Origin of the sequence: uncultured Desulfovibrio sp. (genome assembly GCF_949282365.1) — a bacterium.
Lineage (GTDB): Bacteria > Desulfobacterota > Desulfovibrionia > Desulfovibrionales > Desulfovibrionaceae > Desulfovibrio.
On sequence record NZ_CASDOY010000017.1, the window covers coordinates 20844 to 35259 of the forward strand.

Sequence of the window (14416 nt, forward strand, 5' to 3'; positions counted from 1 at the left end):
CGACCATGCTGGAATGTCTGCTTTTTGCGCCCCTGTGCGCCGGGCTGCTCATGCTGCTGCTGGGCAATACCGCCGTCTGCCGCGGCCTGCTGCTGCTCACGGCCGTGCTGCACACGGCCCTTTCCCTCAAACTGGCCGCCGGCGTGAGCGACGGCCTGCAGATCCAGGCCCTGGCCGGCCTGCTGGCCCCCGACGCCCTGGGCACGCTCTTCCTCGTGCTGGCCAGCGTGCTCTTCCTGGTGACCTCGGTCTACGGCGTGGGCTACCTGCGCGACGAGGCCCTGATCACCGAACGCACCAGCATCCTGGACGGCCGCAGCTTCACCAACGCCCCGGAACGCCGCTTCACGGCCTGCCTGTGCTTCTTCCTCTCGGCCATGACCCTGGTCACCACCACGCGCCATCTGGGCGCCCTGTGGGTGGGCATCGAGATCACCACCCTGTCCAGCGCGCCCCTGATCTACTTCCACCGCCACAAGCAGTCGCTGGAAGCCACCTGGAAATACCTCATCATCTGTTCCGTGGGCATCGCCCTGGCCCTGCTGGGCAACATCCTGCTTTCCGTGGCCTTCTATGAGCCCGGCCTGCCGCCGGTGGAGAGCATGGACCAGGTGGAGGCCTTCCGCCATCTGGCCCGGCAGCGCGCCGAGGCCCTGGCCGTGCTGGACGCGCCCCAGAGCGCGGCCACCTATCTGCCCTGGCTCAAGGCGGCCTTCATCTTCCTGCTGGTGGGCTACGGCACCAAGATGGGCCTGGCCCCCCTGCACAACTGGTTGCCCGACGCCCACAGCCAGGCCCCCTCGCTGGTCTCGGCCCTGCTCTCCGGCGCGCTGCTCAACTGCGCCTTCCTGGGCATCCTGCGCGGCCACCAGATCATGCTGGGCGCGGGTCTGGGCGGGTTCAGCGGCAGCCTGCTGGTCTTCTTCGGCCTGGTCTCCATGTTCGTGGCGGCCATCTTCATCGTGGGACAGGGCCACTACAAGCGCATGCTGGCCTACTCTAGCGTGGAGCATATGGGCATCCTGGCCCTGGCCGTGGGCCTGGGCGGCACCGCGGCCTTCGGCGGCATGCTGCACGCCGTCTGCCACTCCCTGACCAAGTGCATGCTCTTCCTGCTGGCCGGCAACATCCTGGCCCGCTACCACACCTATTCCAGCTATGACGTCCACGGCCTGCGCTGGACCATGCCCGTCACCGGCGCGCTGTGGATGGGCGGTTTCCTGGCCATCGTGGGTTCGCCGCCGTTCGGCCTGTTCGTCAGCGAGTTCCTGATCCTCAAGGGCAGCCTGCAGCAGGGCCACTGGCTGGTGGCCGCCCTCTATCTGCTGGCTCTGGCCGTCATCTTCGTGGGCATGTCCGTGGCCGTGCTGCGCATGTTCCAGGGCAGCCGTCCCACCGACATGCCCCAGTGCCCGCGCGAATCCGCCCTGAGCGTGCTGCCGCCCATGGCCCTGGGCCTGTGCGTGCTGCTGCTGGGCTTCTGGATGCCCGACGGCGTCGAAAAGCTGCTGCGCGCCGGCGCGGCCCTCATCGGAGGCTAGACCATGCGTTTTTCCTACGCTTCCCCGGCCAGACTGGCCGACATCCCCTGTCTTGACGCGGCCTCCCTGCGGGCCGCCATCCTGACGCAGGTGGCGCACGGCTGGCGCGTGCTGGCCTTTTTCGGCCTGCCCCGCGTCCTCTACGCTCCAGACGAACTGGCGCTGGTGGCGGGCAACACGGCCGCCGCCGGACTGTGCTGCGTCATGGCCGACGACGCGGCCCGGGAACTCTGGGCCGCCCGCTGTCTGCCGCTGGACGAATATCCTTCCATGGCTCAGGAATGCCCGCAGCTGCAGCGCTTCGAGCGTGAGGTCCACGAGGCCTGGGGCATCGTGCCCGCGGGCCATCCCTGGCTCAAGCCCGTGCGCTACACCACGCCCGCCTCGGGCGCGCCGCGCCCCGGCCCGGCCCAGTGCGAGCATTACCGCGTGGAAGGCAGCCAGGTGCACGAAGTGGCCGTGGGCCCCGTACATGCGGGCATCATCGAACCCGGGCATTTCCGCTTCCAGTGCTATGGCGAGAACGTGCTCAATCTGGAGATCAGCCTCGGTTTCCAGCATCGCGGCGTGGAAAAAATGCTGGCCGGCGGCCCGCACCGGCGCGACAGCGCGCTCATGGAATGCGTGGCCGGGGACACCAGCGTGGGCCACTGCACGGCCTACTGCGTGCTGCTGGAACGTCTGGCGGGCGTCGCCGTGCCGCTGCGCGCCCAGCTGCTGCGCCGCATGGGCCTGGAATTCGAACGCCTGGCCAACCATACCGGCGACTTGGGCGCCATCGCGGGCGATACGGGCTTCCTGCCCACCTCGTCCTGGAACGGCCGCATCCGCGGGGACTTCCTGAACATGACCGCCGAGCTCTGCGGCAACCGCTTCGGGCGCGGCCTGGTCTGCCCCGGCGGCGTCAGCCAGGACCTGGACCCCGCCACCTGTCGCGCCCTGCTGGACCGTCTGCGCGCTGGCTGGCGCGACGTGAGGGGCGCCGTGGATGTGATGTTCGCCTCGCCCAGCGTGCTGGACCGTCTGACCGGCACCGGCTGCGTCAGCGCCCGCACCGCCGAATCCTTCGGCATGGTGGGCGTGGCGGCCCGCGCCTGCGGCCTGCAGCGCGATGCCCGCCGCCATGCGCCCCTGTCCCGCCTGCCGCTGGAAGATACGGACATCCGCACCGCCCGGGGCGGCGACGTGCTGGGCCGCGCCACGGTGCGCCGTCTGGAACTGGCCGATTCCGTGCGCCTGCTGGAAGCCGACCTGCAGCATCTGGCCCGTCTGGGCGAGGAAGAAAAGTTCCACGCAGGCGACAGCAACGACGCCCTCTGGCGCGCGCCCGTGCCCGACGCCCTGCCCGGCGGCCTGCTGGCCGTGGCCCAGGTGGAAGGCTGGCGCGGCGAGCTCTGCCATGTGGCCGTCACCGACGCGGCGGGGCGCTTCGGCGTCTACAAGATCTACGATCCCTCGTGGCACAACTGGAGCGGTCTGGAAATGGCCCTGCGCGGCGAGCAGATCTCGGACTTCCCGCTCTGCAACAAGAGCTTCAATCTTTCCTATTGCGGCCACGACCTGTAAGCAGGAGGACTGACATGCTGGACATCTTCAAGGAACGCCTGCACCAGAGATACAGGACGCTGGATTTCCCCCGCAAGGCGCCGGGCCTTTCGCCCCGCTACATGGGCCGCCCGGAGATCACGGCCGGGGATTGCGGCAGCTGCCGCGCCTGCCTGGACGTCTGTCCCACCGGGGCCCTGCGCAAGCTCTCGCCCGCCGGGCCCGGCCCCGCCGGCGAGACCGGCGGCATCGCCCTGGACATGGGCCGCTGCCTGTTCTGCGGCGCCTGCGCCCGCGCCTGTGCCGCCGCCCGCCCCGATGCGGGCCTGATCCGCTTCACGCACGACTACCGCGTGGCCGCCTTCGACCGCGAGGACCTCATCGTCACGGCGCAGCCCCGCCCCCTGGGCAAGCCCCGGGCCTGCGGCGGCCTGTTCTCCCGCTCGCTCAAGCTGCGCGAGATCAGCGCCGCGGGCTGCAATGCCTGCGAGGCCGATACCAACGTGCTGGGCACCCTGGTCTATGACCTGGGCAAGTTCGGCATCAGCTTCGTGGCCTCGCCCCGCCATGCCGACGGCATCCTGGTCACGGGACCGGTGAGCCGCAACATGCGCGAGGCCGTGCTGGCCACCTGGGCCGCCGTGCCGGAACCGCGCATCGCCATCGCCGTGGGCTCCTGCGCCATCTCCGGCGGCCTGTTCGCCGACAGCGACGAGTGCTGCGGCGGCCTGCCGCCCCTGTGCGATGTACAGCTCTTCGTGCCCGGCTGCCCGCCCAGCCCCTGGAGCATCCTCGACGGCCTGCTGCGCCTGAAAGCCGAAAAAGACATGCTGTAAGAAAAGGATATTCGAGGGGAGGGGGCCCCCCTCTGCTGACGCGAGAGGGGTTCCCCCTCCCCTCGAACTCCCCTCCCCCTCCCCAGCGCGTTTTATCCTGTCCTGCGGGACGAATAAAAAACGTTCCGCTTTTCCCTCCCCCCTGCCGCATCAGCCTGCCCCGTCAGCGGACGGCAGCCTGCCGCATGACACAAAGGGGACCGCCCTGTTCGCTGCCGAGAGCGCAGCCGCCACGTCTGCAAGACCTTCCTTTCCGCCCCTGCTATCTCCATCACGGCCAGCCATATCTTCCAGCCTGTTCCGCCAAGAAGCCATCCGCACCACGGACGCCAACTGACGGGCAGTCTCTCCGCACCTTATGACGCCTTGACGCCTCGACACCGCCCTACCCACCCGGCGGCCGCTCTGCCATCGCACGACTTCCCTCTCCCGTCCATTGAGCGCCGATCGGGCGGCGTACGCCGAAGGCTCATGCAGCCCTTGCCCCGGCGCGCCCCGCACAGCACCGGAGCCCAGGCGGGGCAGGGGGTGCAGGGGGTGCAGGGGGCCTGGGGCTGCCCAAGCCCCGGCCCCTTGCCGCATCGCCGCGCAGGCGACCCGGCCGGTACAGCGCAGCGGTCATCCCTCTCCTGCCCACCGCCGCAGATGCGGAACTCTTTTGCATTGCCATCCCCCCGGGCCGATGGCATACTGCCGCCATGGCCATCTTCACCACATCTTCTCCCGTCATCGGCACCCCGGAAAGCGGCGCCTGGCCGCTGGAGCATCCGCTCTCCTGCCTGCCCGAACCGGCCCTGGAGCCCCCGGCGCCGGGCAATGTCCCGGACGACGCCGCCTGCAGGGCCCTGTGGGACAAGTACGGCATGCTGGACAACATCCGCGCCCATTCGCTGCTGGTGGCCCACATCGCCACGGAGCTGGCCCGACGCGCCTGTGACGCCGGCTTCCGGGTCGATGTGGCCGCGGTCCGCGCCAGCGCCATGCTGCACGACATCGCCAAGACCTACAGCGTGCTGCACGGCGGCAGCCATGCCCAGCTGGGCGCCGGCTGGGTCGTGGCCGAGACCCGCAACCACGCGCTGGCCCAGGGCGTGCTGCTGCACGTCCACTGGCCCTGGGCCGTCCCGGAGCAGGACCCCGCGCGCCTGTTCTCCATCCCGTTTTTCGTGATCTACGCCGACAAGCGCGTCAAGCACGACCAGTGCGTGCCGCTGCGTCAGCGTTATGAAGACCTGCTGGTGCGCTACGGGCATACGGAAAAAGTCCGTGCGGGCATCCGCCGTTCGTGGCAGCAGGGCCAATGCATCGAACGCGCCTTCGAGGCGCATCTGGGGTACGCCATCCATGAAGATCCTTTTGATAGCGGGCGGATGGTCCAGCGAGCGTGAGGTCTCGCTGGCTGGCGCACGCGGCATGCAGGAAGCCCTGGTCAAACGCGGCCATGCCGTGACCTTCTTCGACCTGCGGGAACAGTTCGACGAGCTGCTGGACACGGCCCGGCAGCATGACTTTGCCCTCATCAACCTGCACGGTTCGCCGGGCGAGGACGGTCTGGTGCAGGCCATGCTGGAAAAGGCCGACTGTCCCTACCAGGGTTCCGGTCCTTCGGGCTCCTTCCTGGCCCTGAACAAGGCCGCGGCCAAGCAGATCTTCCGCATGGCGGGCCTGCCCACGGCCGACTGGGAATTCCTGCCCGTGCGTCCCGCCGAAGGCTGGGAACCGCGCCTGCCCTGGCCGCTCTTCGTCAAGAGCACCACGGGCGGTTCCTCCCTGCGTCTGGGCCGCGCCGCCGACCGGCAGCAGCTGGATGCCCTGATGGACGAGATCTTCAGCGCCGGCGAGGGCGTGCTCATCGAGCCCCAGCTGCCCGGAAGGGAGATCACCTGCGGCATCCTGGGCGAGGAAGCCATGCCGCCCATCCTCATCGAGCCCGTGGCGGGCGACTATTTCGACTATGAGAGCAAATACGCCAGCGGCGGCGCGCGCGAGCTCTGCCCCGCGCCCGTGTCCCCGGCCGTGACCGCCGAGGTGCAGCGCCTGGCCCTGGCCGCGCACAAGGCCCTGGGCCTCAAGGGCTACAGCCGCGCGGACTTCATCCTGGGCCCCGACGACAGCCTGCACCTGCTGGAGGTCAACACCCTGCCCGGCATGACGCCCACCAGCCTGGTACCGCAGGAAGCCGCCGTGCTGGGCATGGATTTCGGCCAGCTGCTGGAAAAGCTCATGGAACTGGGCATGGAGCAGCACGCCAAAGCTTGACGCCTGACGCCCCGCGCCGACAGCACGCGCGCTGCCCCGGGCAGCGCGCTTTTTTGTGCCGCACGCCGCGCAGGGACCGCACCATTCGTTTGCCGTTGCCCGGGCCAGCTCCGTCGTGCGCCCGCCGTGCAGGCCCGGCGGCAGTGCCGCCGGACGGCGAGGGGACACGGCATGAGGCGCGGACTACGACACCGGGCCGCCCGTGCGTCTGCCCGTGACCAAAGGCCGGGACGACGGCCGCCGGCCAAAGCCTCCCGGCAGGAGCCGCGCAACGGCACCGCCGGTGCCCCGGCCCCTGCCAAGGAGAAGCCCCATGAACCAGATTCTTGCCGCCCATGCGGCCGCCATCCTGACCATCCTCATCTGGGGCGCGACCTTCACTTCCACCAAGGTGCTGCTGCAGGCCTTTCTGCCCATCGAGATCCTCTTCCTGCGCTTCCTGCTGGGGGCCTGCGCCCTGCTGCTGGCCTGTCCGCGCCTGCTGCATGTGCGCGACCTGCGCCGCGAAATGACCTTCGCCCTGGCCGGGCTGTGCGGCGTGACCCTCTACTTTTTGCTGGAGAACATCGCCCTGAGCTGCAGCACGGCCTCCAATGTGGGCGTGCTGGTGGGCATCTCGCCCTTCCTGACGGCCCTGCTGGCCCGCATCGTCCTGGGCGAGAGCCTGCATCCCGGCTTCTTCGTGGGTTTCGCCTGCGCCATGTCCGGCATCGTCTGCATCGCCGTCAACAGCAACGCCGTGCTGCGTCTCGATCCCCAGGGCGACGTCCTGGCCCTGCTGGCGGCCCTGACCTGGGCCTTCTATTCCATCCTGACGCGCAAGATCGGCGATTACGGCTACAACACCCTGCAGGTGACGCGCCGCATCTTCTGCTGGGGCCTCGTCTTCATGCTGCCCACCCTGCCGCTGTTCGGCTTCCGCTGGGGGCTGGAGCGCCTGGCCCGGCCGGAACTGCTGGCCAACCTGCTCTTCCTCGGCCTGGGGGCCTCAGCCCTCTGCTTCGCCACCTGGAACTTCACCATCCGCATCCTGGGCGCCATCAAGACCAGCATCTACATCTATGCCGTGCCCGTGGTCTCGGTCATCACCGCCACCCTGCTGCTGGGCGAACGCCTGACCGGACTGGCCCTGACCGGCATGGGCCTCATCATCCTCGGCCTGATCATCTCCGAGGGCCGCCTGCCCCTGCGGCGGCGCAAGGCCTGATACGGCCCCCCATCCGCACCGGCCGGGCAGGACGCCGCGTCTGGCTCCAGCCCAGATGCAGCAGCCAGCAGGAGATGAAGCCCAGCGTGGCCCCACCTTCGTCCGTGCCCGCCGCACAGCCGCCCTCCATCCCTGCCCGCCGCACAGCGGCAGGGCGCGCCCCCTTCCCCGCAGGACGCCAAAACCCCGCGCCGTCCGCACGGGACGGCACGGGGCCTGATGCAACGATGTCCTGTCTTCCCGGGCAGATGCGACCCGGAGCCGGGCCGCCGGGCAGGACGCCGCGTCTAGTTCCAGATCAGGTGCAGCAGCCAGTAGGAGATGAAGCCCACCGTGGCCGCCGCCGGCAGGGTCAGGACCCAGGCCGTGACCAGCTGCCCGGCCACGGTCCAGCGCACGGCGGACAGACGCTTGGTGGAGCCCACGCCGAAGATGCAGGCCGAGATGGTGTGGGTGGTGCTCACGGGCGCGCCCAGCATGGAGGCCCCGGAAATGACCAGGGCCGCCGAGCTCTCGGCGGCGAAGCCGTGCACGGGTTCCAGCTTGAAGATGCGGTGCCCCATGGTCTTGACGATCTTCCAGCCGCCGATGGCGGTGCCTGTGGCCATGGCCAGGGCGCAGGCCAGCTTGACCCACAGGGGCACGGCCACCTGGTCGATCTCGCCGAAGATGAACAGGGCCAGAGTGATGATGCCCATGGTCTTCTGGGCGTCATTGAGGCCGTGGCTGGTGGCCATGAAGGCGGCGGACACCAGCTGCATCTTGCGGAAGATGCGGTTGACCTTGCTGCGCAGCACATGGGCGAAGATCCAGTAGATGAGCCACATGATGAGGAAGCCCACGGCGAAGCCCGCCAGCGGCGAGAGCACCAGCGGCAGCAGCACCTTGTTGACGATGCCGCTGAAATTGAGGGCCTCGGGCCCGGCATGGGCCAGGGCCGCGCCCACCAGACCGCCGATGAGCGCATGGGACGACGAGGACGGGATACCGAAATACCAGGTGAGGCAGTTCCAGAAGATGGCGCCCAGCAGGGCGGCCAGCACCAGGATGTGGCTGCCCTGCACCACTTCGGGCATCACCAGGCCCGCGCCGAGGGTCTTGGCCACTTCGGTGCCCAGCAGGGCCCCGGCCAGATTGAGGGCGGCCGCCATGCCCACGGCGAAGCGGGGCGTGACCACCTTGGTGGAGACCACGGTGGCGATGGCATTGGCGCAGTCGTGCGCGCCGTTGGTAAAGTCGAATACCAGAGCGACGAGGACGATCAGAATGAGGAGGAAGGGGATCTCAAACATTCTTCAGCACCGCTTCTTCGATGGTTTCAGCCAGGTTGTTGACGTTTTCCAGAAGCATGCTGATGCGGTCGTAAGCCTGGCTCCACTTCATGATGTTCATGAGCCGGGCGGGGGTGATCTCCTGCTGGTCGTCCATGAGCTCGGCCAGACCCACGGCCAGCAGCATGTCGCATTCGCCGCGCAGGTAACGGAAGGCGCGCGTCTTGTGGCAGTCCTCCCGGCGGGTCAGGCCGTCCAGCATCTGTTCGGTCAGGTCCAGCATGGTGCAGATGTTGCGCACCATCTGCACGGCCGGGAAGCGCATGCTGGTGAACTCGAAGATGTGCAGGCGGGTGCTCAGGGTGTGCAGGCCGTCCAGGGCTTCTTCCTGCTCCTGGTTGATGCGCAGGATGTCCTCCCGGTCGATGGGTGTGATGAAGGTCTGCGACAGGTCCCTGATGATGCGCACATGGAGCTTGTCCGCCTCTTCTTCGATCAGGGCGATCTTTTTGTGGGCCTCGTCCATCCTGGACAGGTCTTCCAGCATGCCGAGCAGCAGTTGCGACATGTGACGCAGCTGGCTGTTTTGCTCCAGGAGCATTTCGAAAAACGGAGCGGACTTGGGAAGCAGGGATGCGAACATGCGCCCTCCTCTTGATGGTGAAAGATCCCTGAAAGGGGTTCCCTGCTCCTCCGGCGCGCGGTGGAACTTCCCGGAATCCCCTGCCTTCGTTCCTGATATGACGGCCCGGCATGCTTCATGCCCGGACGGACTCTGCCCTCTGCCGAAAAAGGGAATGGTCCCTCTTTATCATTTTGTAACAATTATACGGTGTCCATGAAATCGTTTTCAAGCCATTTTCTGCAGATCGCCGCGATTTCCCCTTCCGCGAACCAGTCGGGCGGCAGCGTCCAGCGCGCCCAGGGCAGGCGCAGCGCGCCATGATGCAGAAAAAAAGCTCCCTGCCCGTCCCGGGGGGACTGCGGCAGGGAGGAAGCATACAGACCGTCCAGCCACAGGGCGTGGCCCAGAGCGGCGGCATGGGCCCGGATCTGGTGTCGCGCGCCGCGACGGATGGTGCAGGCCGCCAGGGTCAGGCTGCGGGGCCGCGCCGCAGGCGGCAGGGAAAAACGCGCGCCCAGCTCGCGCACGAGGGAGGCGCAGGCCTCGCCCTGCCAGTGATGCAGGGGGCGGAAATGCGTCCAGCGGGCGGGGTCGGCGCTGTCGCCCTCCAGGAGCCGCACGGCGCGCCGCCGCGACATGTCCAGGGCACGGCGCACGCAGGCTTCCCCTTCCAGCCTGCCGTCGAGCAGGGCCAGATAGCCCTTGCGGCAGCGGCCTTCGGCCTCGGCCTGCCGGAAATCCTGCACAGCCCGTTCCAGGGCCGCCGCATCGGGGGCCACGGCCGCGCAGACGATGCCCGAGGTCCGGGCGTCCAGACGCTGCAGCAGGGCCCAGGCCGCAGGCTCGGCCCCCACCTCCCACAGGGAGGGGATGGCCGCCTCCAGGCTGCGGCCGCCGCCTCCCGCCAGACTGACGCTGTGCCAGCCCGCGGGTTTGAAAAAAGCCTGCCAGCACCCCTGCCGTGCAAGCCTGCGCGGTGACTCTTCCCCGGCGGGGATCTCTGCCTGCGGCGTTGCCGGCAGCAGGCCGATGCTATCCAGCAGGCGACGGCGGCCGCGCAGACCGGGCACAGGCTCGCCCAGGGCTTCCAGCACCTCGGCCAGGGCCGCGTCCAGACGCCGGCCGGCCAGGTCCGCACCCACCGTATGGCAACGCGCTCCGGGGCCGCTCATGCCTCGTCCTCCTCCGGCGGGACGGCGGCCGCGCTTTCGGGGCCGCCCAGGCCCCGGGCCCGCAGGCTCTCCACCAGTTCCAGCAGGGCCAGCGCCGTGCGCTCGGGATCATGGTGCTGCGGATCGCCGGGGCAGACCATGTCGCGGTCCACCACCTCGATGCCGCGCCGCTCCAGTTCCTGCCGCTCGATACCGCCGGGATAGCGGCCGTTCCGGCTGTCCAGCAGCACGGCGTGCAGCAGGTCGCCGGGAGCGGCCCGGGGCGCATCCTGGCGCAGATGGCCCAGCAGCATGTCCACCTGGGCGGTGAGGGTCAGGCCCTGGGCCTCGGTGTCCTTGCCGGAATTGGGGATATAGATCTTGGGACAGTGCGCCGCGGCCACGGCGCGGCCTACGCCGTCGGGCAGCAGGTTGGCGAGCACGCTGGTGTAAAAGCTGCCCATGGGATAGCAGATGGCCCCGGCGCTTTGCAGATAGGTGGCCGCCGTGGACGAAAGCAGGGGACGGCAGGGCGTCAGGGCCGTCATGCTGCGTCCCGGTTCGTGCACCGTGAGGTACAGGCGCCGCACCGGCTGGGTCAGGCGGCAGAAGTGGTGCTGGCCCACGAGGACGGAACCGTCGGCCAGTTCCGCGGCCAGATGCAGGCAGGCGTTGACGATGGGCAGGACCACGCCGCGCACCTGCAGCACCCGGCTGAACAGGCTGAGCACAGGGCTGAAATTGCGCTGGAAGCGCAGATAGCCCCCGGCCAGGAGCAGATTGCCCATGCTGGCTTTCTGGGGGCGGAAATCGTCGGGCATGCGCTCCAGGAAATAGCCCAGATGCACGCGCATCACGTCGGCCAGCACCGGCGGCAGGGCGCGCCAGCAGGGATGTCCGGCACTGCCCATGGCCCGCAGGCGGGCCCGCAGGGCCTCGGGATCGCCTTCGGCGGGCAGGCGCAGCTCCCAGAGATCCAGCACGCTCTGCGGCACCAGACTGGTATCGGCCAGGGCGGCCAGACGGTTGCGGATATCGCCCACGGCCGGCAGGGCGAAGGCCTCGCGCAGGGCCGCGGAGCTGCCCCCGGAATCAAAGGGCGTCACCAGATGCACGGAATTGTGGGTATAGCGGGTAAGGCTGCGGCTCAGGCCCTTGAGGGCCGTGCCGCCGGTGAAGAAGACCAGCCGTGGACCAAGGGCGGGCAGGAGGGCGCTCACGCCGCAGCTCCGGCGGTCATGCCCAGCTCGCGCATCCTGAGATAGATGGCGCGGCCGATCCAGGCGTCCGTGGCGGCGTAGATGACCTGCCGCCGGCTCAATTCCGGGACGCTCCAGTTGGAGCACTGGGGCCCCTTGGAGATGCGCTGGCCGAAAAGATTGGCGGCCAGGGTGCGCAGGCCCTGGGTGGTCAGGCGGTAGGAGCGGGCCAGCTGCCCCAGATCCACCGTGCCAGCGGGCGTGAAGGGATGGAGGCGGGCCAGCTCGCGCATGTCGTCGCCGATGGCCACACCAGCCTTGATGATGCCGGGATCGGCCAGCAGGGAGGCCAGTTCCTCCCCGAAGGGCCACCAGGAAAGCTGGATCAGGTAGACGGCGGAAGCCGTGGCCAGCTGCACCAGGGAAGGCGCGTTGACCCGGCCCTTGCGGAACGAGGGACGGGTCTCGGTATCGAAGCCCAGCACCGTTTCCCTCCGCAGGTCCGGCAGGGCCTGCTCCCAGTCCTCCAGACTGCGCACAAGATGGATGGGCCCCTCGTAATGGCACAGGGGCAGGGCGTTGATCTCGTCACTGCTCAGGTGACGACGCAGACTTTCCAGATTCATGCCGCTCGGGGGTTTGTGTCCTTGGGGAAGCGTCGTGCGCCTGCGGCACACGAACACTTCCCCCTTGTAGCACAGATCACTTGCCGATGCAAAAGCTTGAAAAGACGCGGTTCAAGACCTCTTCCGGGCTGTCCAGGCCCGTGACTTCGCCCAGCAGGGCGGCAGCGGCGTCCAGACGGACCGAGCAGCAGTCGTAGGGGCTGCCGGCACGGATGTCGGCCAGCAGGGCCTCCAGCTCGCCCAGGGCCTGCTCCAGGGCCAGGGACTGGCGCGCGTTGGGGGCCAGACCGTCGGAAGGCGGCGTGTGGCTGCCGTCATCCAGCAGCAGGGCCCGCAGACGCCGGGCCAGCAGGTCCACATTGTCGCCCGTGCGGGCGCTGATGCGCACGCAGGGCCGTTCGTGGGCCCAGGCGGGCGGCCAGACAGCGGGCTCGGCCAGATCCATCTTGTTCCAGACCAGGAGCACGGGGATGCTGCCGGCCTGTTCCAGCACCTCGCGCACGGCCTCGTCGGGGCAGATGTCGGCCGCCGCGCCGGCGGGACCCAGACGGCCGCCGTCCACCAGCAGCAGGATGGCGTCGGCCTGCCGCACCTTCTGGCGGCTCAGGGCCACGCCCATCTCCTCGACGCTCTCCCCGGTCTCGCGCAGGCCCGCCGTATCGGTCAGGCGCACGGGCAGACCGTCCAGCAGGCAGCTTTCCTCAAGAAAATCGCGCGTGGTGCCGGGGATGTCCGTGACCAGGGCCCGGTTGCGGCCCAGCAGGGCATTGAGCAGGCTGGATTTGCCCGCGTTGACGGCGCCGGCCAGCACCACCACGGCCCCCTGCTGCATGACCTGCGCGCGGCGCTGGCCCGTCAGCAGCTCGCGCACGGCGGCGGCCACATCGGCCACCACGGCGGCAAAGGCCTCGGGGGCCAGACATTCCACTTCCTCGTCGGGAAAGTCCACAGCCAGGCTCATCTGCGCGCGCAGGCCTTCCAGACGCCGGCGCAGGGCCGTGACCTTGCGGCCCAGCAGGCCGTCCAGGCGGTTGAGGCTGTAGCGCAGGGCCTCGCGCGAGGGGGCGGCGATGAGCTCGGCCACGGCTTCGGCCTGGCTCAGGTCCATGCGGCCGTTGACGAAGGCCCGCCGCGAGAACTCGCCCCGCTCCGCCGCCCGCGCGCCCAGGCGCAGGGCGGTCTCCAGGATGGCCTGCACGATGAAGGGGCCGCCGTGGCAGTGGATCTCGGCCACGTCCTCCCCGGTGAAGGTGCGCGGGCCGGGCATGAACACGGCCAGCACGTCGTCCAGCTGCGCGCCCTCATGGTCCAGGGCGCGGCCGCGGTGCAGCACCCAGGGCCGGAAGCCGTCGAAACGCGGCGAGGCGGGGCTGAACATGCGCGCCAGGATCTCCCCGGACCGCGGCCCGGAGATGCGCACGATGCCGATGCCCCCCGCGCCGGGAGCCGTGGCTATGGCGGCGATGGTGGGCATCAGGCGCGCTCGGGCCGGCGGCGCATGATGACGACCCGCTTCATGGGCCCGTCGCCGGAACTGCGGGTCTGCACGTCAGCGGCATCCTGCAGGCAAAGGTGCACGATGCGCCGGTGATAGGAGCTCAGGGGCCGCGTGGAATAGGAGCGGCCGGTCTGGCGCACCTTTTCCGCCAGGGCCAGGGCCATCTCGCGCAGCTTCTCGTCCTGGCGCTGGCGGTAGCGCCCGGCGTCCAGCTGCACGCGCACGGCGGCGTCCATGCCGCGCGAGACCACGCGCGAGGCCAGATATTGCAGGGAGGCCAGGGTCTGGCCCTCACGGCCGATGAGCAGGCCGGAATCCTCCGCGCAGTCCACGGCCACGCGCACGCGGCCGTCGGCTACGGTCACTTCCAGCGTCACTTCCTCGCCCACGATGGGGCGCACCAGCTGGCGTACGGTCTCCTTGGCCAGGGCTTCCAGGCGCTGGGGGTCCAGCTCTTCCACGGGAGTGAGGGGCAGGCTCTCTTCCACCTCGTCCAGGCCATCTTCCGCGGCCTCCACCGGCGCCGGGGCCTGCGGCCGCTGACGGCGGCGGCTTTCGCCCTCGCCACGCACCGAAGGCCGGGGCCGGGCCCGGCGGCCCTCGCCGCGACGGCTGCCGGCTTCGGCCGGACTGCTTTCGGCAATGCTCTCCTCGTCCC

General features: G+C 69.4%; 13 protein-coding genes. 6 read left to right on the plus strand and 7 right to left on the minus strand.

The genetic code is table 11. The features are described from left to right. Positions 1–5 precede the first annotated feature (5 nt). The 6 genes from Q1X76_RS05380 (at position 6) to Q1X76_RS05405 (ending at position 7388) form a co-directional block, all read left to right on the plus strand. Positions 6–1541, plus strand: coding sequence for a proton-conducting transporter membrane subunit (locus Q1X76_RS05380; RefSeq protein ID WP_300718524.1), 1536 nt, complete (start codon positions 6–8; stop codon positions 1539–1541). Positions 1542–1544: 3 nt separating this feature from the next. Beyond that, a complete protein-coding gene (locus Q1X76_RS05385; protein WP_300718526.1) occupies positions 1545–3107 on the plus strand; it encodes an NADH-quinone oxidoreductase subunit C in 1563 nt (520 codons plus the stop codon). Between the two features lie 14 nt (positions 3108–3121). Beyond that, on the plus strand, positions 3122–3922 hold the full coding sequence (locus tag Q1X76_RS05390; RefSeq protein WP_300718527.1) for a 4Fe-4S dicluster domain-containing protein: 801 nt from the start codon (positions 3122–3124) through the stop codon (positions 3920–3922). Between the two features lie 698 nt (positions 3923–4620). Next, positions 4621–5310: an HDIG domain-containing metalloprotein gene (locus Q1X76_RS05395; protein WP_300718528.1), complete on the plus strand. Its 690-nt coding sequence runs from the start codon at positions 4621–4623 to the stop codon at positions 5308–5310. Beyond that, positions 5267–6181: a D-alanine--D-alanine ligase gene (locus Q1X76_RS05400; protein WP_300718529.1), complete on the plus strand. Its 915-nt coding sequence runs from the start codon at positions 5267–5269 to the stop codon at positions 6179–6181. The genes Q1X76_RS05395 and Q1X76_RS05400 overlap by 44 nt, the downstream gene beginning before the upstream one ends. Before the next feature lie 313 nt (positions 6182–6494). Continuing rightward, the gene (locus tag Q1X76_RS05405) at positions 6495–7388 is read left to right on the plus strand and encodes a DMT family transporter (RefSeq protein ID WP_300718530.1); all 894 of its coding nucleotides are present in this window, start codon (positions 6495–6497) and stop codon (positions 7386–7388) included. A 287-nt stretch (positions 7389–7675) separates the two neighbouring features. On the opposite strand, the gene Q1X76_RS05410 is transcribed toward Q1X76_RS05405, so the two are convergent. From Q1X76_RS05410 to Q1X76_RS05440, 7 genes are all read right to left on the minus strand, one after another. Continuing rightward, positions 7676–8680: an inorganic phosphate transporter gene (locus Q1X76_RS05410; protein WP_300718532.1), complete on the minus strand. Its 1005-nt coding sequence runs from the start codon at positions 8678–8680 to the stop codon at positions 7676–7678. Beyond that, positions 8673–9302 (minus strand): DUF47 family protein, encoded by a 630-nt coding sequence (locus tag Q1X76_RS05415; protein WP_300718533.1) that lies wholly within the window; start codon positions 9300–9302, stop codon positions 8673–8675. The genes Q1X76_RS05410 and Q1X76_RS05415 overlap by 8 nt, the downstream gene beginning before the upstream one ends. 182 nt (positions 9303–9484) lie before the next feature. Then, a complete protein-coding gene (locus tag Q1X76_RS05420) occupies positions 9485–10456 on the minus strand; it encodes a pseudouridine synthase (protein WP_300718535.1) in 972 nt (323 codons plus the stop codon). Next, positions 10453–11655, minus strand: coding sequence for a GAK system CofD-like protein (locus tag Q1X76_RS05425; protein ID WP_300718536.1), 1203 nt, complete (start codon positions 11653–11655; stop codon positions 10453–10455). The genes Q1X76_RS05420 and Q1X76_RS05425 overlap by 4 nt, the downstream gene beginning before the upstream one ends. Next, positions 11652–12260, minus strand: a complete 609-nt coding sequence (locus Q1X76_RS05430) for a 3'-5' exonuclease (RefSeq protein WP_300718537.1) — start codon at positions 12258–12260, stop codon at positions 11652–11654. Before Q1X76_RS05430 ends, Q1X76_RS05425 begins: the two co-directional genes overlap by 4 nt. A gap of 76 nt (positions 12261–12336) precedes the next feature. Next, positions 12337–13734, minus strand: a complete 1398-nt coding sequence (gene mnmE, locus Q1X76_RS05435; RefSeq protein WP_300718538.1) for a tRNA uridine-5-carboxymethylaminomethyl(34) synthesis GTPase MnmE — start codon at positions 13732–13734, stop codon at positions 12337–12339. Further along, a partial coding sequence (locus Q1X76_RS05440; RefSeq protein ID WP_300718540.1) for a R3H domain-containing nucleic acid-binding protein occupies positions 13734–14416 on the minus strand: 683 nt, incomplete at its 5' end. The genes Q1X76_RS05440 and mnmE, both read right to left, overlap by 1 nt.